This is a genomic window from Neorhizobium sp. NCHU2750 (assembly GCF_003597675.1).
Classification (GTDB): domain Bacteria; phylum Pseudomonadota; class Alphaproteobacteria; order Rhizobiales; family Rhizobiaceae; genus Neorhizobium.
This window is the reverse complement of record NZ_CP030828.1, coordinates 655,824-676,323: the sequence shown is the minus strand read 5'-3', so window position 1 is coordinate 676,323 and position 20,500 is coordinate 655,824. Positions and strand designations below refer to the sequence as shown.

Below are 20,500 nucleotides of genomic sequence, written 5' to 3'. Positions count from 1 at the left end.
GATACGCGAGACGTCGATGCCGCCACCTCACCAAATTCCATTCAAAGGGAAATTTCTAGAAGTTGTATTTGATCATTTTTTTGATCGAAATCCAGAGATAAATGCGGCCGTCACTACCGAGGGCTTCACGGCACATGGAATCATCACCACGACAACAACCATCTTTGCATGATCGGAGCGACCGTGGTGACGAGTTTAAAAACATGAGCATTACAGTTGACTTTATATCTTACCCGTAGAATGGCTCCGGCGGCAACATACAAGCTTCACACGGCACCAGCGCGACGGTGTCGATTGACCTAAGCCTCTTGCGATCACACACCCGTCATCCTCGCGCGATGACTTCAAGGCTCGACCATGGCTTACTTTCGACCCACCCTGCAGATCATAACTTTCCTCGTCACCTTGCTGGCCATAGCTGGAGCATCGGCCCAGGATGCACCTCCACTGCGGATCGCCCTTGCCACCAGCATTTCCAATGAAGCAGCCGAGATCGCAGCTGCGGAAGCGGAAAAAGCGGGCCTCAAAGTCGAACTGATTGAATTCAACGACTGGAACATGCCGAACATGGCAGTCGCCGACCGTGAGGTCGATGCGAACCTCTTCCAGCACATCCCCTATCTTGAATTCACCAACGAGAATGGCGGCCGCAACCTTGTGGCCATCGCGCCAGCCTTCAGCACGCCATTCGGGCTCTACTCGAAGAGATACAAGAGCCTGGAGAAACTTCCGGACAACGCGCAGATCGCCTTCTCCGGAGATGCCGTCAACACGGCCCGCTCGTTGCTCTTGTTGCAGCAGGCCAAGTTGCTGGACCTAAAACCCGGTGTCGGCCACCGCGCAACACTGGAGGACGTGGTAAAATGGTACAAGCCCCTTCGTATCGTGCAACTGGATGGTCCGCAGATTGCCCGAGCCCTCGACGATGTGGACGCCGCCGCTACCTATCCGACGTTCGCTAAACTTGCGGGCCTCGATCCCGCCTCGGGGCTGATATTCGAGAACGATCCGATCTACGCCTTCCAGTTCGTTACCCGCCCGGACATGCGCGACGATCCGCGACTGCGCAAATTCATTGACATTTACCGCAACTCGGACGCTGTAAAGGCCAAGCTTCGCTCTCTTTATGGAGACCTCGTCTCCTTCCCCTGAGCGCGACAGACAAGACAACGGGTAACGGGTAACGGGTATTGAACGGGAAGTAAGCCATGCATGGTGAATACAAGGTCCAGGGCGGAAAGCTCGTCGTCGTCGATCTGGAGGTCCGGGACGGCGTTCTTGTCGATGTTCAGGTCTCCGGCGATTTCTTCCTCGAACCGGCGGAGGCGCTGGACGACATCCGTGCCTCGCTTCAGGGCATCGCCGCCTCCTCCACGGTCGAGGATATCATCGCGGCCGTCCGCACCGGACTGCGTCCCGGCGCCGAGATGATCGGCTTTAGCCCGGAAGCGGTGGCGATCGCCATCCGCCGGGCACTCGGCGTGACCGGAACCTGGCGCGACTACGAATGGCAGATCATCGAAACACCGGCGCTTACCCCGACCATGCATCTGGCAATGGATGAGGTTCTGGCAAAGGAAGTCGGCGCGGGACGGCGCGGCCCCTGCCTGCGCTTCTGGGAATGGGAGCGTCCTGCGATCATTATCGGCGGCTTCCAGTCGCTGAGAAATGAAGTGGATATGGAAGCCGCAGCCAAGTTTGGCGTCGAGACGGTCCGTCGCGTGACGGGCGGTGGCGCCATGTTCGTCGAGCCGGGCACGACGGTCACCTATTCACTTTACGCACCAGCGGAACTCGTCCGTGACATGAGCTTCGCCGATTCCTACGCCTTCTTGGACGACTGGGTGCTCAAAGGACTGCAGTCGCTTGGCATCGACGCCTTTTACAAGCCGCTTAACGACATCTCCAGTTCCAAGGGCAAGATCGGCGGCGCGGCACAAAAGCGCTTTTCGTCTGGTGCAGTGCTGCATCATGTAACCATGGCCTACAACATGGATGCGGAAAAGATGGTCAAGGTTCTGCGCATCGGCCGCGAAAAGCTGAGCGATAAAGGCACCACTAGCGCCGTCAAGCGCGTCGACCCCCTGCGCAGCCAGACCGGCCTGCCGCGTGAAGAGATCATCCGTCGCCTGAAGGAAACTTTTGTTTCCCTCAACGGCGGCACCCCCGGAACCATTTCAGCCGAAGAGTATGCGGAAGCCGAAAAGCTAGCGACGGAAAAATTCGCGACGGAGGAATGGCTAAGGCACATTCCCTGACTTCAAGCTCCGCTCGAAACTTATCGGCTCACGGTCAGGACTGCCAGGTTTTCGGGCATCTCGACGCCGCTCATGATGGCGTCGAGATGCACATGCATGGCCTCGGTCGCACGATCCGGCTCGTGGTCCCGGATGGCGTTGTAGATGGCGGTATGTTCCTTGATCAGCCGCGAGATCCTGCCTGGCTTCGGCAGGCTGAGATGACAGTAGCGATCAACCTTGATCTTGACGGACTTGATGATCTCCCAGATGCCGGGATAGCCGGCCGCCTCGGCAATCAACGTATGGAACGTGTCGTCGGTCTTGCGGAAGCCTTCATAATTGGCCTCTGCCGCCTCGACCTTCTGTAACTCGAGATTGGCTCTCAGTGTCGCGATCTGCGCACGCGTTGCCTTTTCGCACGCTGCGCGCACGGTTACCTCCTCGAGCGCCTTACGGATGATGATCGCCTCGGGCAGCGTATCGAGCGCGATACGTGCAACAAACGTGCCCGATTGCGGCAATATCTCCACCAGTTTTTCGTTCGCCAGCCTCAGGATCGCCTCGCGCACCGGCGTCCGGCTGACGCCGAACTGGCTCGCTATCTCCTTTTCCATGATCGGATCTCCGGGATAGCGTCGGAGCGAAACGATATCGTTCCAAAGCACCTGATAGATCAGCGCAGACGTGCTCGCGGTCCGAAGGTCGAGCTCATCACGGATGCTCGCCAGCGTCTTCCTCTGATCTTGCGGGGGCGTTGCGTCCTCCATGGTCACCTTCTCGCGAATGCGGAACCAACGGAAAAACCGAAGGTTGAACTTGCTGATACGAATCCCGTCTACGTATTGCCGATACATGAACCGGTAGTGGCCGGGTTGTCAAAAGGCACAATTGGACACTGTCCGACGCTGCCTCTCTTGACGCGGGGTAATGTGGTTCTTTACGACGTCGAGAGAAGCCGGGCACGTGCTGTGCCATATGCCTGAAATCATATGATGCGTAGCGCTTGCATACGACTTGATGCGCATCCTTCGCTACGGCGTTGAAGCTGCGGGCGGGCAGGCCGAAGCATCGCTCCGGCCTGAAAGTCATCCATTACAGCATCGTTTCTAGAATTTCGATCATCGTCTCCTCCGTCAATGGCCGAGGATTGAACGCCGTCGAACGCCCGACGCCGTTCTTCACGATTTGCGGGATAGCCGCCCGCTCTACGCCAAGTGCCGACAACCGCGTCGGTGCATCAAGTCTTTGCATCAGCGCCTCGAACCCTGCCGCGAACTCTTCGATCGTCCGCAGGCCCAAAACAGTCAACAGGTCGCTGAATCGCGCGTCGATGGCGGGCTGATTGTAGCGCAGGAAGGCCGGAACATAGATCGCGCAGGCCAGGCCGTGGCGGAGATTGTAATCGAGCGTCAACGGATAAGACAGCGGATGCAACGCGGTGTTGCCGATCATCGCCATCTGCGTTCCCCCGATGACACTGCCGAGCGTCACTTTCTCGATCGCATCACGGTCCTTTCCCAGGCAGGCCGCTTCGAGATTGCGATAGATCAGCGTGATCGCACGGAATGCCATGGCGCGCGTCATTTCGGTCGCCCGGGTGGACCAGAAACCTTCCAGAGCCTGCGTCATCGCATCCAGGCCGGTCGAGACCGCGACAGGCGTCGGCATGCTGATCGTCAGCGCAGGATCGACGATTGCGTGATCCGGGAAAGTTTCCGGATAGGAGATCGCCGGCTTGGCATTCTTTTCCGGATCGGTAATGACCGCAAACGGCGTCACCTCGCTGCCCGTTCCAGCCGTGGTCGGTACGGCGACCAGCGGTAAGCCTCGACGTTCGGGTTTTCGCACCTGATAGAGGTAGTCGCGAATCGAGCCGTCGTTCTTCTGCAGGAGCGCCACGCATTTTGCAGCATCTAGAACGCTGCCGCCACCGATCGCAACGATGACATCGGCACCAGCTTCGCGGCAACGCGCGGCTGCCGTATCGACCGTATTGATAGACGGATTTTCCTCGATGTCGGTGAAGACGGTCAACTCGACCGGCCCCAGCAGATCCTTCAATCCGGTCTCACCGACCCTGTTGAGGAAACTGCGCCCAATCATCGCGAAGACATGACGCCCGCCCAAATTCGTAAGGACTGCGGATAAGGTTGATAGCCGCTCCCAGCCGAAATGGATTTCGGTCGGCAGCCTGAAATCCCAGTTTGAACCCGTTGTCATGGCCACTCCAAACTTTTCTATACACATCTGAAAATGAAACTGCGTATCGGCTGATACGCCCCCCGACAATTCAAAGGAGCGGATGTAGAACGAGGTGATCAAGCCCAGTCTATTCCGCTCCTCCGATCAAGCCTTCGACGTGCTAGGGGTCACTAAAGAAGGCTTATTGAATTTTAATATATCACTTAGGCCCCTCGATTGGAAGGCCGTGCTTGAGCATCAGCTGCAGGTAGTCTTCCCGCGGCGGAACGAAGATATCGATACCACGGAAGCCCGTCGTCGTGCGCCCGCCATGCGGGACGTTCGAGGGATGCACGCAGACATCGCCGGCTTCCATCAGGAAGGTCTCATCACCGCACATATGCTCTTCCGTGCCTTCCAGGATGACAAGGATCTGCACGGCCTCATGGCTGTGGACCGGGAACACGCATCCGGGAGGGTTGGTGATGAAGCTGAGCAGCGCGGGGCCGGCCGAAACGAACCGGGTGCTGGACTGTTCCGTCAGCGGGACGAGCGGGATTTCCTCGATCGTGTAGCAATATTTCGACTTCTTGGTTGCTTGGTAAACCATAGCTATTTCTCCTATTTCTCAACCAGGTCCAAACTTTATGGAAGCATCCATGCAAGGATTGGCGTCGTTTGAAGGTAGACGATCGCGCAAAGAACGAGCGTCAGTACGAGGCTCCAGGGAAGTGTCTTGCGGAAAATATCCCCTTCGCGTCCGATGATCCCGACCGCCGCAGCGCCGATCGTGAGGCTTTGTGGCGAGATCATCTTGCCAAGCACGCCGCCAGAGCTGTTGGCTGCAGCCAAGAGCGATGGAGACAGGCCTGTTTCATGAGCCGCAGCGACTTGCAGAGCACCGAAGAGCGCGTTGGCTGAATTGTCGGATCCGGTAATCGCCACCCCGATCCAGCCGATGGCCGGCGACAGGAATGCAAAGGCATGTCCAGTCGTGGCGAGCCAGCGCCCGAGGGTGATCGTCTGTCCGGAAAAGTTCATGACGAATGCGACGGCAAGCACGCAGAGCACCGTCGGGATTGCCCAGCGCAACTGCCTGAGCGTCTCACCGTAAGTTTCGATCGCTGAGCCAGGCGAAACCTTCAGGAAGGGCATGGCGAACAGGCCGGCCACGCCGAGAAGCGTTGCGGTACCGGGCAGCCAGGGCAGGACCAGCGATGTTCCGATCGGGGCACCCGACGGGCTGGCGATGGCGAGGCCCGGCCAGTTGAATTTGCTGACACCAGCCGACAGAAGCTGGGCAATCGGGCCGAGCTGCGACAGCGTGAAGATCACGATGATCGCAACATAGGGCAGGAAGGCGATAGCGACCTTGCCGCGGCTGGATGGAATGGCAGCCGTCTCGCTTTCATTGACGATGGCGCACTCGACGGTTTCCTTCGGCTTCCAGAACTGGAGGAAGATGACGAGCGCCAGCGCCCCAGCCAGCGCGCCGAGCACATCGGTCAGCGGAACCGATATCCAGGACGAGCTGACGAACTGGGTCAGAGCATAGGCGACACCGGCCACCATGGCAGGCAACCATGCCTGGCGCAGGCCCCGGCCGCCATCGACGATCCAGACCAGAACCAGCGGTATGAACATTGCCAGCAGTGGCGTCTGACGGCCGATGATCGCACCGAGTTCGTCATAAGGAAGGCCGGATACGGCCGCGAGTGTGGTAATCGGTACGCCCAGCGCACCGAAGGCGACCGGCGCGGTATCGGCGACAAGCGCGCAAAGTGCCGCTTTCAACGGATCCATGCCGATAGCGACCATCATCACACCAGCAATGGCGATCGGCGTTCCCGCGCCGGCGAGAGCCTCAAGCAGGCCGCCGAAGCAGAAGGCGATGATGATCGACTGGACGCGAAGGTCCGTGCTGATCACGCCGAAACTACGCCTAAGGACGTCGAAATATCCCGACTTCACCATCATGTTGTGGATCCAGATGGCGTTGATGATGATGAGGATGATCGGAAGAATACTGAAGGCTGCGCCATAAAGCGCGGAATTTACGGTGACCGAAACGGGCATGCCGTAGATCGCGACCGCCACGATCATGGCGACGACGAGCGAGCAAAAGCCTGAAAGCTGTGGCGATAGCCTGAAGCCCCCGAGCATGACGAACATTGTAAGAAGCGGCAACGCCGCAAAGATGGAACTCAGCCCGAGCGACTGAGCGACCGGATCATAAACCTGTTGAAACATTGTCGGTGCGTCTCCCCACGCAGCCCGCATCGGCGGGCAAAAACCCAAGCCCTCGCACCCGCCAAAAACGCCTCCCCTAAAAGCGGTCCAGGTAGAACGAGAAGCTCTCGTTCGTGCGATGACGTGTATACTTATATATCAGTTTGGATCGTGAGCAAGTCACAGATTGGGGATCGGCGATGGGACAAGTTGACGCTTGGAAGGATTGCCGGATTACGCCGGCCACGCACCATGCTTCGGCCGGAGACAGATTTGCAGCCATCAGATCTGCGGGACGATGACGGGCAGATGATTTATTCCCGCGCACGGGAAAGCGCTGGCTTACGATCAGCCAGCGATGCTGCTATGCTCGACGGATGCAGATTGGCCACCTGTTATCCGCCGAAGAATTTGAAGCGTGTTTTGCTCGCCCGATGCGCGATGTCACGGAAGACGCTGAGCCGGCAGCAGATATCTGGCCCTATGTCGATGGGCTTGATCTCGATGCGATGCGGCTACCCCACCTCACCGACGTCCATTACGTTTATCGGGATGCTCATGGGCGTTACGATCAGGTCCTGATCGGCACAGGCCGGTACAACACGCTGCTGGTCATAGTCGTCGACCGAAAGCTACGGAGCGTGCTAGGTCACCATCTGCTTGATCTCAACGAGATATATCATAGACGCGGCGATCATCTCAAACCCGTCCGCTGACTTACGCCATTCGCCGATTCTGTATATTTCACCGCACCCGACAGCGGGCGCTGTTTCAGCGGCCGCGGTAGACGAAGGGTGGTGGCTCGGCAAGGCTGTCTGCCTCTGCCTGCTCGGTCAGAAGCTGGCGAAGCGGCGAGCGAATGCAGACGGGGTCGGTCGCCGAGGCATCACCGGCCAGCGCCATCGCCTGGCAGCGGCAACCACCAAAATCGATCGCCTTGCGGTCGCAGCTGCGGCAGAGTTCCGGCATCCAGCTATCACCACGATAGGCGTTGAAGGCCTGGCCTTCGTACCAGATCTCCGCCAGCTTGCGGTCGCGGACATTGTCGAATTGCAGGGACGGGATCGTTTCCGCTGCATGGCAGGGCAGAACCTTGCCGGACGGCGTGATATTGAGGCCGGTTCGTGCCCAGCCACCCATGCACGCCTTGGGATAGGAAGCATGGTGGTCTGCGCCGACATAATCGATGACGATAATGCCTTCGAGGCGCTTGCGGGCTTCCGCCACGAAAGCGTTGGTGCGCAGGAACTGCTCCTTCGTCGGCATCAGGGCCTTGCGATTCTTGTCCGCCCAGCCGTGGAACTGCACCGTGGCGATTTCGATGCGCCGGGCGCCGAGCTTGACGGCGAGGTCCAGCATATCGCCCATCTGGTCCATGTTCTGCTTGTGGCAGACGGCATTGACGGTGAGCGGAATACCAGCCGCATGGGTCCATTCGGCAACCGCAATCTTGCGGTCATATCCGCCCTTGTAGCCACCGACGCGGTCAGCGAGCTCGGGCGTTGCTCCCTGGATCGAAAGCTGCAGGTGATCGAGCCCGGCGTCCGAAAGCTCTCCAATCCGCTTTTCCGTCAGGCCGATGCCCGAGGTGATCAGGTTGGTGTAAAGGCCGGCCTTGGCGGCGGCGCTGGTCAATTCGACAAGATCGCGACGGGAAGCAGGTTCGCCCCCGGACAGATGAAGGTGAAGCACGCCAAGCGAGGCGGCCTGTTTGAAAACGTCGATCCATTCTTCGGTCGAAAGCTCGGACTTGACACCTTCCAGCTCCAACGGGTTGGAGCAATAGGGACAGGCAAGCGGGCAGCGGTGTGTCAATTCGGCGAGCATGGCGATCGGCGCCGGGATGCGGATGCGCCCCCCGTCCCATTCGCTCGTCGGCCTGACACTCACATGCTCGTTCACGATTTCAGCTCCAGCATCCTGCGCTTCGAAAACTCGTCGACGAAGGCGATCACGTCGGCAAGCACCTGTTCTTTAGGCGCCTCGAATTTCTCCGCGAAATCCTGGGCAATAGCGTCGAGGCTGCGCTCGCCATCGAGAGCGTTGACGATCATCACCGCAATCTCGTCAAGCGCCAGCGCCCGCTCCGGCGCCAGAAGCACGTTCTGCCCACGTACCGGATCTTCCCGCAGCCGAACGCCGCGCGCCAGCTTGGCGATTGTCTGCCCTGTCACGACAACGGCGGCAGGCTCGGTCATTCGGCAGCTCCCTTGATCTCCTGCTTGAGCGCGGGCTGGTTGAGGTCACCGATCACGCCTTCCTTGCCATCCCAGCCGCCCGGCGGCAGCAGGGCCGGCGAAACATAGGCGTGATGGAGCGCGTCGAGTTGCGCCCACAGGACATCCGTCTTGAACGTCAGGGCGGCCGCCGCCGTATCCTGCTTTTCCTTCGTGTCGGCATGATCGAGTACATAGTTTAGGCCGAAGGCGACATCGACCGGCGCCTCATCGAGACGCTTGCGGAAATAGGAAAGCGCCTGCTCGTTGGCGAACGCGTAATGCTCGAGCAGTCCGGCGATCCGGTTCTTGTGGATAGCGGGCGCGAAAAGTTCGGTCAGCGATGCGGCGACCGCATCGATCATGGGCATGTCACGGACGAAACGCACATAGGCATCGCAGGCAAACCGGGTACCGGGCAGCACGCCGCGGTTGGAGGCGACATAGTCGGGATCAAGGCCGACTGCTTCGGCAAGCTTCAGCCAGCGACGGATGCCGCCACCTTCTTCCACACCACCATCATGGTCTTCGATCCGTTTGCGCCAGGCTCGGCGGATTGATGCATCCTCGCACCGCGACATGAAGGCTGCATCCTTCACCGGAATACGGCTCTGATAGTAGAAGCGATTGATCACCCAGGCCCGTACCTGCGTGATGTTGCAATGGCCACCATGCAGCATGCCGTGGAAAGGATGCTTATCGTGATATCGGGCATCGCCGATGGCGCGCAACCTAGCTTCGAAATCGGTTCTATTCTGCGCGGCAGTCTGAATGTTAGGCAAGATCGATCTCCATACCGTCAAATCCCACGGCAAATCCGGCCGATTCGACGGCAGCCCTTTCCGGCCCGGAACGCCAGATCGGGTTGGTGTTGTTGATATGGACATAGACCATCCGGCCAATATCCAGCTTGGACAATTGTGCAAGGCTGCCATCCGGCCCGGAAATCGCCATATGGCCCATGCGCTGTCCGGTCTTAACGCCTGTCCCGACCCTGATCATTTCGTCGTCGGTAAAGACTGTACCGTCGAAGAATACGAGATCAGCGCCGCGAATACGCTCCGCCAGCCAGTCCGGAAGCGTCGCGCAACCGGGTATATAGTAAGCCCTTCGGCTTCCGGCCAGAAATTCCACGCCGATCGTCTGCTCGCCTTCGAGCCCGAGTTCCGGTTCGCCTTCCTCGAGAAATAGCGCAACCTTGCCGGGAACGGCGAATATCCGGGCCTGAAGGCCATCCAGCGGAGCGAAATCCTCATCAAGGCGAATTGTCTGACGCTTCACGTAATCGGGATCAAGCACCTTGAAGACCGAATTGGCATCCAGCACCTTTTCGATCGCAGATGTGGCAAAAAGACCGAAAGGCTGCTTTTCACGAACCGTCAGAAGGCCGCCGATATGATCGACATCGGCATTGGTGATGACGATGCTGTTGATCGGGCTGTGGCGAAGGGTCTTGGGGTGAAGTGCCGGCGTCTCGAAGATCTGCTGGCGGATGTCGGGAGACGCATTGAAGATCGCCCAGTTCTCACCATCAACGCTGACGGCGAGAGACGATTGCGTCTGAGGACGCAGTCCGGAAGCTGGATCACGGGCAGCAGCGCAATTTGCGCAGTTGCAATTCCATTGAGGCAAACCGCCGCCGGCGGAAGTGCCGAGCACGAGAAACCTGAGATTAGCCATGAATCCCGTGCTCTGCAGTCTTAGAACAGGACAGGTTCGTCGCCATCCGGCGGAGCATAGCGATTGATTTCCATGCCGCAGGTGACTTCAACAAACTTAGGTGCTGACCACTTCATAGTGAGACTCCTTAATCAAGGTTGAGATCACAGAGATCTCTAACACAGGGTTTGGCGCAATACTTGATCGTTTTCAAGCCTTGCAGCCCGGATTGATCCTGCTCAAACGAAGGACCACCCCTGCAATTATTGAACATCTCTCGCGTTTTAAGGGTAAACCACGTGAACAAGCGGCTCAAAGTTGCCAAAAGTAGACATATCCAGCTGAGTTCGCGCCTTTTTCGATTAACGAGACAGCCCGAGCACACATTGCCGCCAGCAATCAATTTATTGCGAGTCCGACAAAGGGTGACGGTCACTGACCATTTTGTGCGCAGGCAATGCGCACCATGACAGGTCAGCCTTCAAGTTGGTGACGGAGGTGGCGGGAAACCCGGCAGCTCGCCTCCCAGACAGCACCGATCTTTTTCACAAATGATGCAAAAAGCAGCATGGCGGCGCGCGCGCTATTGTTATTTCTATGAAATTTGGATTTCATGGAAATTGGCATGAAATCTGCTTCTCCTTTTTCGACTGGGCTGGCGCTCAGTGCGTTATAGAAAAAGGGGATTGAATGAAGATGATTTTAGGAACCCGTTTCCGCCGCATGCCTCTTGCATCCAGCCTGCGCAATCTTGCCTTGGCCGGCGCGGCAGCACTCGTCATGAGCGCCTCACTGCCAGTTATCAGCCAAGCCGCCGGCGTTCTGCGCATCGGCATGACCGCATCCGATATCCCGCTCACCACCGGCCAGACGGACCAGGGCGGTGAAGGTCAGCGCTTCATGGGCTACACCGTCTACAATTCGTTGATCGAGTGGGACCTTTCCAGCGCCGACAAGCCCTCCGTCCTGATCCCGAGCCTTGCCACATCATGGTCGATCGACCCTGCCGATCACACGAAGTGGATTTTCAAGCTCCGGCCGGGCGTGAAGTTCCATGATGGCAGTGAATTCAATGCCGACGCCGTGGTCTGGAACCTCGACAAGTTGCTGAAGCCGGATGCGCCGCAATTCGACCAGCGCCAGTCCGCCCAGGGCAAGTCACGTATCCCGGGTGTCGTCAGCTACAAGGCGATCGACCCGCTGACGGTCGAGATCGACACCAAGACGCCGGATGCGACCTTCCCCTACCAGATCAGCTGGATCGTGATGTCTTCGCCGGCCAACTGGGAAGCACAGGGCAAGAGCTGGGACAAGGTTGCCCAGCACCCTTCCGGCACCGGCCCGTGGAAGATGGAAAACGGCTTCACGCCTCGCGAGCGTGCGGAACTGACCCCCAACAAGGACTATTGGGACAAGGCCCGTATTCCGAAGCTCGACAAGCTGGTGCTGATCCCGCTGCCGGAGCCGAACACGCGCGTTGCCGCGCTCCGTTCCGGTCAGGTCGACTGGATCGAAGCTCCAGCGCCCGATTCCGTCAACTCTTTGAAGGACGCGGGCTTCAAGATCGTCACCAATTCCTATCCGCATAACTGGACCTGGCATCTGTCGCGCGTTGAAGGCTCGCCGTGGAACGATATCCGCGTCCGCAAGGCCGCAAACCTCGCAGTCGACCGCGACGGCATCAACGAATTGATGCAGGGCCTGTCCATCCCGGCCCAAGGCTACCTGCCGCCCGGCCACCAGTGGTTCGGCCATCCGACCTTCAAGCTCGAATACAATATCGAGGAAGCCAAGAAGCTGATGGCGGAAGCCGGTTACGGCCCCGACAAGCCGATCCACACCAAGGTCATCATCTCGTCCTCTGGTTCGGGCCAGATGTTGCCGCTTGCGATGAACGAATATATCCAGCAGACGCTTGCCGAGATCGGTATCGACGTCGAATTCGAAGTCATGGACTGGAATACCGTCATCAACGTCTGGCGTGCAGGTGCCAAGGATCCGAGCGCCAAGGGGGCGACCGCGATCAACTACAGCTACTTTATCCAGGACCCCTTCACCGCACTCATCCGCCAGTCGCAGTGCAATCTCGCGCCGCCGAACGGCACGAACTGGGGTTATTATTGCGACAAGGAGATGGACGCCCTGTTCGACAAGGTGCGCACGACGTTCGATGCCGCCGAACAGGACAAGATCCTGCAGCAGATCCACGAGAAATACGTCAACGAAGCGTTGTTCCTGATGGTCACGCATGACGTCAACCCGCGTGCCATGAGCACCAAGGTCAAGGGTTTCGTGCAGGCGCAGAACTGGTTCCAGGATTTCTCGCCGATCACCGTCGATCCCTGATCTTCATCGTCAGGACCGCGCCCTTTCGGGCGCGGTCCATCTCGTTCAGGTTTCCCGGAGAAGCTCATGCTCGTCTACGCCCTGAAACGGCTGCTGCATGTCATACCCGTCGCGATCGGGGTCAGCATCGTCTGCTTCATGCTCATCCATATCGCCCCCGGCGACCCCCTCGCCGCGATCCTGCCGACCGATGCCTCGCTCGAAATGCAGGCACAGATGCGCTCATTCTACGGCCTTGATCAGCCGCTGCCGATCCAATATGCGCTCTGGGCCTGGCATGCACTTCACGGCGACCTCGGCACATCGATCGCCACCGGCCGACCGGTCCTGTCGGAAATCCTCGACGCCTCGGTCAATTCGATCATCCTCGCCGTCGCGGCTACCCTGATCGGTTTCACCTTCGGCTCAGCTCTCGGCTTTCTCGCCGGCGTCTTTCGCGGCGGCTGGATCGACCGGATCGCCTCCGGTGTCGCCATGCTCGGCGTCAGCGTGCCGCATTACTGGCTTGGCATGGTGCTGGTCATCGCCTTTTCCGTCTCGCTCGGCTGGCTGCCGGCCATGGGCGGTGGCCCCGGCGGCTCGGATGGCCGCAGCTTCAGCTGGGACTATATCCAGTACCTCATCCTGCCGGCAGTCACCATGTCGGTCATCCCGATGGGGATCATCGCCCGCACTATCCGTTCACTGGTCGCCGACATTCTCTCGCAGGATTTCGTCCAGGCGCTGTCCGCTAAGGGCCTGATGACCAAGCACGTGATGCGCCACGTAATCCGCAACGCCGCGCCGACAGCTATCTCCGTCATGGGGCTGCAGCTCGGCTATCTTCTCGGCGGCTCGATCCTGATCGAGACAGTCTTTTCCTGGCCCGGCACCGGTTTCCTGCTGAACGGCGCGATCTTTACCCGTGACCTGCCGATCCTGCAGGGCACTATCCTCGTGCTCGCGATGTTCTTCGTCGTCGTAAACCTCGTCGTCGACGTGCTGCAAAGCGCCATCGACCCGCGCATCCAGAGGAGCTGAGCATGGCCGCCATCACTGCCGAAATCACCCCAGCCCCGATCGCCGTGCCGAAATCACCCGGTTTCTGGAGCGGTGTTCTCCGCCGTCTCTGTCGTGATCCGATAGCGCTGACGGCTCTGGCCATTCTGGTCGTCATCGTCGCAATCGCGATCCTTGCGCCCTATATCGCCCCCTACGACCCCACCAAGGGCAGCGTCATCCGGCGTCTGAAGCCGATCGGCACCTCCGGTTACCCGCTCGGCACGGATGAATTAGGGCGAGACATGCTCTCTCGCCTCATCTACGGCGCCCGCCTTTCGCTGATCATGGGCGTGATCCCGGTTCCGATCGCCTTCGTCATCGGCTCGATCATCGGCATCGTCGCCGGTTATGCCGGCGGCATCGCCAACACGCTGATCATGCGCACGGTCGATGTCTTCTACGCCTTCCCCTCTGTCCTGCTTGCCGTCGCGCTTTCCGGTGCTCTCGGTTCCGGCCTGACAAATGCGCTCGTCTCGCTCACCGTCGTCTTCATCCCGCAGATCGCCCGTGTCGCCGAAAGCGTCACGACCCAGATCCGCAACCTCGACTATGTCGATGCCGCGCGGGCATCGGGCGCGCCGGCGATGACGATCATCCGCGTGCATGTGCTCGGCAACGTGCTCGGACCAATCTTCGTCTTCGCCACCAGCCTCATCTCGGTGTCGATGATCCTCGCTTCCGGTCTCTCCTTCCTCGGCCTTGGCGTGCGTCCGCCGGATGCCGAATGGGGCCTGATGCTGAACACGCTGCGCACCGCGATCTACAACAATCCGACAGTCGCGGCCCTTCCCGGCGTGATGATCTTCGTCACCTCGATCTGCTTCAATCTTTTCTCGGACGGCCTGCGTCAGGCAATGGATGTGAAGTCATGAGAACAGTCTCGGAAACCACCATTCCCGACCTGCCGATTGGTGAACGCGGCGGCCCCGCCCAGCCACTGATATCGGCGCGCGGTCTGATCAAGCATTTCCCGGTCAAAGGCTCGGGCTTTCTGCAGCCGAAGAAGGTCGTGCGCGCCGTCGATGGCGTCGATTTCGACATATTGAAGGGCGAAACACTTGGTGTCGTGGGAGAGAGCGGCTGCGGCAAATCCACCACGGCGCGACTATTGATGCAGCTCATCATCCCCGACCAGGGCGACATCGTGTTCGACGGCGAGAAAGTGGGAGGCGCGCTGCCGCTCGCCCAATACCGCCGGCAGGTGCAGATGGTCTTCCAGGATAGCTATGCCTCGCTCAACCCGCGCCTGACGATCGAGGAATCCATCGCCTTTGCCCCGCGCGTCCACGGCGTACCGCAGGCCAAGGCGATTGCACGCGCTCACGATCTGCTCCATCGGGTCGGGCTGGAGCCTGTTCGCTTCGCAGGCCGCTATCCGCATGAGCTTTCCGGCGGCCAGCGTCAACGCGTCAACATTGCCCGCGCGCTGGCGCTCGAACCGCGGCTGGTCATTCTCGACGAAGCCGTCTCCGCCCTCGACAAATCGGTGGAGGCACAGGTCCTCAACCTGCTTCTGGATCTCAAGCGCGATTTCGGCCTGACCTACCTGTTCATCTCTCACGATCTCAACGTCGTACGATTCATGTGCGACCGGGTGATGGTCATGTATCTCGGCAAGGTGGCCGAGGTCGGCACGCGCGATGCAATCTACGACAACACGAAACACCCCTATTCCGCTGCCCTCCTCGCCTCCATGCCGAAGATGGATCCCGCCGAGCGTACCGAGGAGCCGCCACTTTCCGGTGATCCGCCGAACCCGATCGATCCGCCATCCGGCTGCCGTTTTCATACCCGCTGCAGCATGGCAGAGAGCGTCTGCTCCACCATCGCCCCGCCACTTGCCCTTGTCTCGGGAGAACAGCAGGCGGCCTGTCTGATGTCGGTTCCCGGCTCCGGGCACAGTCATGCTCCCAAACCTGCACCCGAACTCATGGAGGCCTGAGATGAGCGACGAACAAACCGTCATCGACATCCGAGATCTCTCCGTCACCTTTCATCGCGGCCGCAAGCCGGTAAAGGCCGTCAACGGCGTCAGCCTTTCGGTCAAGGCCGGTGAAGTCGTGGCACTTCTCGGCGAATCCGGTTCAGGCAAGAGTGTCACCATGCGCTCGCTGCTTCGTCTCCACCCAAAAGGCACCGATATCACCGGCGACATGGCTGTTGCCGGCCGTGATGTGATGGGATTGTCGGCACGCGAACTCGGCGAATTGCGCGGCGCCACCGTCTCGATGGTGTTCCAGGAACCGCGCCTTGCGCTCGATCCGGTCTATACGATCGGCCAGCAGATCGAAGAAACCATCATGCGACATGAGAAAGTGTCGCGGCAGGTAGCATCCGAGCGCGCACTCGCGCTGTTCCAGAAGGTGCGCATCCCCTCACCCGAACGGCGGTTGAAGAACTATCCACACGAAATGTCGGGCGGGATGCTGCAGCGCTCGATGATCGCCATGGCACTTGCCTGCAATCCGAAAGTGCTGCTCGCCGACGAACCGACGACGGCGCTCGATGCGACGGTGCAGATCCAGATCCTCCTCCTAATCCGCGAATTGCAGAAGGAATACGGGCTCTCGGTCATCTTCGTCACCCACGATATCGGTGTCGCCGCTGAAGTCGCGGACAGGATCGCCGTCATGTATGCCGGCCGTATCGTCGAGGAGGGGAAGGTCGGCGACATCATCCGCGACCCGAAGCACCCCTATACAAAAGGCCTGCTCGGCGCCCGTGTCGAACTCGCCCACGGCCGCGACCGGCTTGTGACCATTCCCGGTTCGCCACCGGATCTCGCCAACATGCCGACTGGCTGCGCTTTCGCCGCACGCTGCCCGGAAGCCTTCGATGCCTGCCGGCAGGATGTTCCGGGCCTTATTGCGGCTGAAGCGGCGAGAAAGGTTGCCTGCCTCCATTATGCCGACAGCATATAAAGAAAAAAGTGCAGAGATGCGCGCAACGAATGGGTGCCGGAGCGGCACTCCCAGCCAGTGCCCTATGACATGAAGACGATTGCCCTCATAAACCCCAATACCTCTCAGGCCACCACAGCGATGATGGTCGACATCATCAGGCGATATCTGCCACCTGAATTTTCGGTCGCAGGCCTCACTGCAACCATCGGCGTGCCGATGATCCTGGATGAGAATGCACTATCGGCATCGGCTAACGGCGTTATCGAGATGGGCATCAAGGCTGTGGCCGATAACCAGATTTCAGGCATTGTCATCGGCGCTTTCGGCGATCCGGGCATCGAGGTACTGCGAACATCGGTCGCCGTTCCGGTCGTCGGCCTTTGCGAAGCAAGCCTGCTCGAGGCCTCGCGGGACGGCAGGCGTTTCGGCATCGCCACCGTGACACCCGATCTCGTCTCAAGCTTCGCCGCCAAGGCGGAAAGCCTCGGCCTCTCGCCGCTCTTTACCGGTACGCGACTGACCCCAGGGGATCCGCTGCGCCTCGCTGGAGACCCGGCCCGCCTGCACGAGGCACTGGCCATCGCGACCCGCGAGTCGATCGAAAGAGATCGCGCGGAAGCCGTCATCATCGGCGGCGGCCCGCTCGGCCAGGCAGCGGAGAGCCTGCGCGATCTTTTTACCGTGCCGATCATTGCGCCATTGGCATCGGCGGCATCGATGCTGATGAGAGAGATCGCGACCAGGCGGGTTGTCGGGTTGGAGACGGCCGGATAAGCAGGAAATCGCGGTCTACTCGCCGCGAATGACAGACCGGGAGGCGAACCTGCCCAAGGAAAAATCCTTTCTCTTTCGTGTCCGACAGGCACTGCCGGAGCTTCGTCCAGCCGAGCGGCGGGTAGGAGAGTTTGTCTGCGATTTTCCCGGCGAGCTTGCCAGTTACTCAGCGCAAGAGCTTGCCGCCCTCGCACATGTCTCGAAAGCCACCGTGACACGCTTCATCCAGCGGATCGGCTACGAGACCTATGAGGAGGCCCGCCGTCATGCGCGGCAGGAAAAGCATACGGGCTCGCGGCTATTCCTGACAACATCGGCAGACGCCGCCGCCGTCCAATCGCTCAATTCGCATGTATCGCAGGGCGTCGCCAATATCGAGGCGACCTTCCTATCGATCTCCGACAGCCAGATCGAAGCGGCGGCCTCTGCCATGCTGAAGGCCCGCAAGGTCTGGGTGATCGGCTACCGGGTCAGCCAATCCTTCGCCTCCTATCTGCAATGGCAATTGACGCAGGTGATCGAGAATATCGTTGCCATTCCGGGCGCCGGCCAGACGATGGGCGAACATCTCGTCAGTCTCGGCAAGGACGACCTCGTTGTCTTCTTCGCTCTCAGGCGGCGCGTCGTCCAGTCGGACACAATCCTGCAGCAAGTTCAGAAATCCGGTGCCAGGCTGATCTTCATAACAGATGAAGGCGCGCCCTTCGAGAAGTCGGCCAGCTGGCATTTCCATTGCCAGACACTGGCACCCGGTCCGCTGTTCAACCATACGGCCGTGATGGCGCTTTGCCACGCGCTGATCACCCGATGCCTGGAACAGGCCGGAACCGAGGGGCGCAAGCGGCTTCGCAGCATCGAGACCTTCAATGAAAGCCTCGATGAGCTGTAGCCGTCAGTCCAGCATGACCATCTGCGATGCCACCTGTTCCTCGAAGAATTTCGAGAACGAAGCGATGCGTGGCGGCAGCGCCTGATAGGGTGGGTAATAGAGTGTCAGCCATAGATCCGGTGGCGCCCAGCCCTTGAACACATGGACGAGACGACCGGCCCGCAGATGCTCGGCGATATGGAAACCTGGAAGCATGGCGACACCGGCACCATCGGCTGCCATATCCGCCAGCACTTCGCCATTGTTGGCACTGAAGGCGCGGCCGGCCGAGATCGTCATGCTCGATCCGCCATCAGACAGAACCCAGGTTTCGCGGCGGCTTTCGCCGCTATAGGCGAGGCAATCGTCCGGCGACAGCTCGCCCGGATGCTGCATGCCGACATAGCGGCTGCCGGGGGCGGCGACCAGAATGCGCGGGACGACGCGGATCTTGCGCCAGATAGTGAACTTATCGGACGGCTGTGAGGAAATGCGGATCGCCAGATCGTAGTCATCGTCGACGATGTTGACCAATCCGTCCGACAGCGAGATCTCGAAGCTCATCTTCGGATAGCGTTCCTTGAACCCCGACAGGATCGGCGGCAGCACTGCCTTGCCGAACCATGTGGGCGCACTGATCCTCAAGCGCCCCTGATCCGCCTTGTGGGCGTTCATCACATCTTTGCGGGCATCTTCCAGCGCAGCGATCGCCGGCTGGATCTGGGCCGCGAACACCGCACCATCGGTGGTCAACGACACCTGGCGTGTGGTGCGGACGAAAAGCTGGACACCGAGATCGGCCTCAAGTGCTGCGATCGCACGCGTCACTGCGGCCGGCGTCATGTCGAGTTCGCGGGCCACCTGGGCAAAGTTGCGCTTCTCGGCGGCCAGAAGAAAGGTTTTCAGGACTTTATAGTCGTTCATCTCGATTATTTCAAAAACAGCAATTCAATCAAAATTAATATTGCAATTCCGTAAGATGATCAAGCGGCATACATCTTCGCCATCAACTACGGACAAACGCCGACAGAAAGGCCAAAGAGATGATCAAGGATATCAAAGGACTGCACCACGTCACATCGATGGCATCGGATGCACGCCAGAACAACCGGTTCTTCACCGACACGCTCGGCCTGCGCCGCGTCAAGCAGACGGTCAACTTCGACGACCCGAGTGTCTACCACCTGTACTACGGCGACGAAAACGGCTCGGCGGGCACCGTGATGACGTATTTCCCCTTCGAGCAGATGATGCGCGGCCGGGCCGGCGTCGGAGAAGTGGGCGAGACGCAGTTCTCCGTTCCCAAGGGCACACTTGCCTTCTGGCGTGAACGGCTTGTCGCACAGAATGCCGCCGGGCTGCAGGAAGATACTGTTTTCGGTGCCAAGCGTCTGCGCTTCAACGGCCCTGACGGTGATGGCTTTGCCTTGATCGAGAGCGCCGACGATGAGCGCCTCCCCTGGACCGGCAACGGCATTTCGGCAGATACCGCCATCCGCGGCTTCTCCGGCGCCCGCCTGAACCTGCATGATACGGCCGCAACCGAGGAATTGCTGGGTTTCATGGGCTACCAGAAGGCAGAGAAGGAAGGTGACGTCACTCGCTTCATCATCCCCGGTGGCAATGGTGCCGACACGATCGATCTTGCCGCGCTACCGCAGACGCCTTTTGCCCGTCAGGGTGCAGGCTCTGTCCACCACATCGCCTTTGCCGTCGAAAACCGCGAAAAGCAGTTGGAGGTCCGTAAGGCGCTGATGGATACGGGCTATCAGGTGACGCCGGTGATCGACCGCGACTATTTCTGGGCGATCTATTTCCGCACCCCAGGCGGCGTGTTGTTCGAGATCGCCACCAATGAACCTGGCTTCAATCGCGACGAGGATACCGCCCATCTCGGCGAGGTGTTGAAGCTGCCGACCCGCTACGAGCCATTCCGCGACAGGATTGAAGCAAATCTCGAACCGCTGGCAGCCTGAAGAGGGGCGACCCGTCGCAGGCCACAAACAGAAAAGGAACGCCGTGGATCTCGAAAATCACGGCGTT

General features: G+C 59.7%; 22 protein-coding genes. 11 read left to right on the top strand and 11 right to left on the bottom strand.

Translation table 11 applies throughout. The features are described from left to right. Nucleotides 1-357: 357 nt before the first annotated feature. Together NCHU2750_RS23790 and lplAB are read left to right on the top strand one after the other, a co-directional pair. Complete coding sequence (locus NCHU2750_RS23790) at nt 358-1,152, top strand: MetQ/NlpA family ABC transporter substrate-binding protein (protein ID WP_119944220.1); 795 nt, start codon at nt 358-360, stop codon at nt 1,150-1,152. Between the two features lie 56 nt (nt 1,153-1,208). Further along, nucleotides 1,209-2,258, top strand: coding sequence for a lipoate-protein ligase LplAB (gene lplAB / locus NCHU2750_RS23785; protein ID WP_119944219.1), 1,050 nt, complete (start codon nt 1,209-1,211; stop codon nt 2,256-2,258). Between the two features lie 20 nt (nt 2,259-2,278). Here lplAB and NCHU2750_RS23780 read toward each other — a convergent pair whose 3' ends face one another. The 4 genes from NCHU2750_RS23780 to NCHU2750_RS23765 all read right to left on the bottom strand — a co-directional run bounded on the left by NCHU2750_RS23780 (nt 2,279) and on the right by NCHU2750_RS23765 (nt 6,671). Beyond that, entirely contained in the window at nt 2,279-3,007 is a 729-nt protein-coding gene (locus NCHU2750_RS23780; protein WP_119944359.1) for a GntR family transcriptional regulator, read from the bottom strand. A gap of 325 nt (nt 3,008-3,332) precedes the next feature. Beyond that, nucleotides 3,333-4,562: an iron-containing alcohol dehydrogenase family protein gene (locus NCHU2750_RS23775; RefSeq protein ID WP_119944218.1), complete on the bottom strand. Its 1,230-nt coding sequence runs from the start codon at nt 4,560-4,562 to the stop codon at nt 3,333-3,335. A gap of 79 nt (nt 4,563-4,641) precedes the next feature. After that, the gene (locus tag NCHU2750_RS23770; protein WP_119944217.1) at nt 4,642-5,031 is read right to left on the bottom strand and encodes a cupin domain-containing protein; all 390 of its coding nucleotides are present in this window, start codon (nt 5,029-5,031) and stop codon (nt 4,642-4,644) included. 35 nt (nt 5,032-5,066) lie between these two features. Next, a complete protein-coding gene (locus tag NCHU2750_RS23765; protein ID WP_119944216.1) occupies nt 5,067-6,671 on the bottom strand; it encodes an L-lactate permease in 1,605 nt (534 codons plus the stop codon). A gap of 356 nt (nt 6,672-7,027) precedes the next feature. Between NCHU2750_RS23765 and NCHU2750_RS23760 the strand changes: the two genes are divergently transcribed. Beyond that, entirely contained in the window at nt 7,028-7,366 is a 339-nt protein-coding gene (locus tag NCHU2750_RS23760) for a hypothetical protein (protein WP_119944215.1), read from the top strand. Between the two features lie 55 nt (nt 7,367-7,421). On the opposite strand, the gene pqqE is transcribed toward NCHU2750_RS23760, so the two are convergent. The 6 genes from pqqE to NCHU2750_RS30665 all read right to left on the bottom strand — a co-directional run bounded on the left by pqqE (nt 7,422) and on the right by NCHU2750_RS30665 (nt 11,152). Continuing rightward, the gene (gene pqqE, locus NCHU2750_RS23755) at nt 7,422-8,477 is read right to left on the bottom strand and encodes a pyrroloquinoline quinone biosynthesis protein PqqE (RefSeq protein ID WP_502703874.1); all 1,056 of its coding nucleotides are present in this window, start codon (nt 8,475-8,477) and stop codon (nt 7,422-7,424) included. 71 nt (nt 8,478-8,548) lie between these two features. Then, complete coding sequence (gene pqqD / locus NCHU2750_RS23750) at nt 8,549-8,848, bottom strand: pyrroloquinoline quinone biosynthesis peptide chaperone PqqD (RefSeq protein WP_119944213.1); 300 nt, start codon at nt 8,846-8,848, stop codon at nt 8,549-8,551. Then, nucleotides 8,845-9,639: a pyrroloquinoline-quinone synthase PqqC gene (gene pqqC / locus NCHU2750_RS23745; RefSeq protein ID WP_245480486.1), complete on the bottom strand. Its 795-nt coding sequence runs from the start codon at nt 9,637-9,639 to the stop codon at nt 8,845-8,847. Before pqqC ends, pqqD begins: the two co-directional genes overlap by 4 nt. Nucleotide 9,640: 1 nt before the next feature. Next, the gene (pqqB, locus tag NCHU2750_RS23740; protein ID WP_119944211.1) at nt 9,641-10,546 is read right to left on the bottom strand and encodes a pyrroloquinoline quinone biosynthesis protein PqqB; all 906 of its coding nucleotides are present in this window, start codon (nt 10,544-10,546) and stop codon (nt 9,641-9,643) included. Between the two features lie 20 nt (nt 10,547-10,566). Next, nucleotides 10,567-10,662 carry a pyrroloquinoline quinone precursor peptide PqqA gene (gene pqqA / locus NCHU2750_RS23735; protein ID WP_119944210.1) on the bottom strand — a complete coding sequence of 32 codons (96 nt, stop codon included), beginning with the start codon at nt 10,660-10,662 and terminating at the stop codon, nt 10,567-10,569. Between the two features lie 337 nt (nt 10,663-10,999). Further along, complete coding sequence (locus NCHU2750_RS30665; RefSeq protein ID WP_162939767.1) at nt 11,000-11,152, bottom strand: hypothetical protein; 153 nt, start codon at nt 11,150-11,152, stop codon at nt 11,000-11,002. A 153-nt stretch (nt 11,153-11,305) separates the two neighbouring features. On the opposite strand from NCHU2750_RS30665, the gene NCHU2750_RS23730 reads away from it, so the two are divergent. The 7 genes from NCHU2750_RS23730 to NCHU2750_RS23700 all read left to right on the top strand — a co-directional run bounded on the left by NCHU2750_RS23730 (nt 11,306) and on the right by NCHU2750_RS23700 (nt 18,478). Next, nucleotides 11,306-12,871 (top strand): ABC transporter substrate-binding protein, encoded by a 1,566-nt coding sequence (locus NCHU2750_RS23730; RefSeq protein WP_245480485.1) that lies wholly within the window; start codon nt 11,306-11,308, stop codon nt 12,869-12,871. 66 nt (nt 12,872-12,937) lie between these two features. Next, a complete protein-coding gene (locus NCHU2750_RS23725) occupies nt 12,938-13,891 on the top strand; it encodes an ABC transporter permease (RefSeq protein WP_119944209.1) in 954 nt (317 codons plus the stop codon). A 2-nt stretch (nt 13,892-13,893) separates the two neighbouring features. Next, nucleotides 13,894-14,784 (top strand): ABC transporter permease, encoded by an 891-nt coding sequence (locus tag NCHU2750_RS23720; protein ID WP_119944208.1) that lies wholly within the window; start codon nt 13,894-13,896, stop codon nt 14,782-14,784. Next, a complete protein-coding gene (locus tag NCHU2750_RS23715; RefSeq protein WP_119944207.1) occupies nt 14,781-15,854 on the top strand; it encodes an ABC transporter ATP-binding protein in 1,074 nt (357 codons plus the stop codon). The genes NCHU2750_RS23720 and NCHU2750_RS23715 overlap by 4 nt, the downstream gene beginning before the upstream one ends. Nucleotide 15,855: 1 nt before the next feature. Beyond that, entirely contained in the window at nt 15,856-16,833 is a 978-nt protein-coding gene (locus tag NCHU2750_RS23710; RefSeq protein WP_119944206.1) for an ABC transporter ATP-binding protein, read from the top strand. A 69-nt stretch (nt 16,834-16,902) separates the two neighbouring features. Further along, nucleotides 16,903-17,589: an aspartate/glutamate racemase family protein gene (locus NCHU2750_RS23705; protein WP_119944205.1), complete on the top strand. Its 687-nt coding sequence runs from the start codon at nt 16,903-16,905 to the stop codon at nt 17,587-17,589. A gap of 28 nt (nt 17,590-17,617) precedes the next feature. Next, nucleotides 17,618-18,478 carry a MurR/RpiR family transcriptional regulator gene (locus NCHU2750_RS23700; RefSeq protein ID WP_119944204.1) on the top strand — a complete coding sequence of 287 codons (861 nt, stop codon included), beginning with the start codon at nt 17,618-17,620 and terminating at the stop codon, nt 18,476-18,478. A 3-nt stretch (nt 18,479-18,481) separates the two neighbouring features. Here NCHU2750_RS23700 and NCHU2750_RS23695 read toward each other — a convergent pair whose 3' ends face one another. Then, nucleotides 18,482-19,381, bottom strand: a complete 900-nt coding sequence (locus tag NCHU2750_RS23695; protein ID WP_119944203.1) for a LysR family transcriptional regulator — start codon at nt 19,379-19,381, stop codon at nt 18,482-18,484. A gap of 119 nt (nt 19,382-19,500) precedes the next feature. Here NCHU2750_RS23695 and NCHU2750_RS23690 point away from each other — a divergent pair, with 119 nt between their 5' ends. Beyond that, on the top strand, nt 19,501-20,433 hold the full coding sequence (locus tag NCHU2750_RS23690; protein ID WP_119944202.1) for a VOC family protein: 933 nt from the start codon (nt 19,501-19,503) through the stop codon (nt 20,431-20,433). The last annotated feature ends 67 nt before the right edge of the window (nt 20,434-20,500 follow it).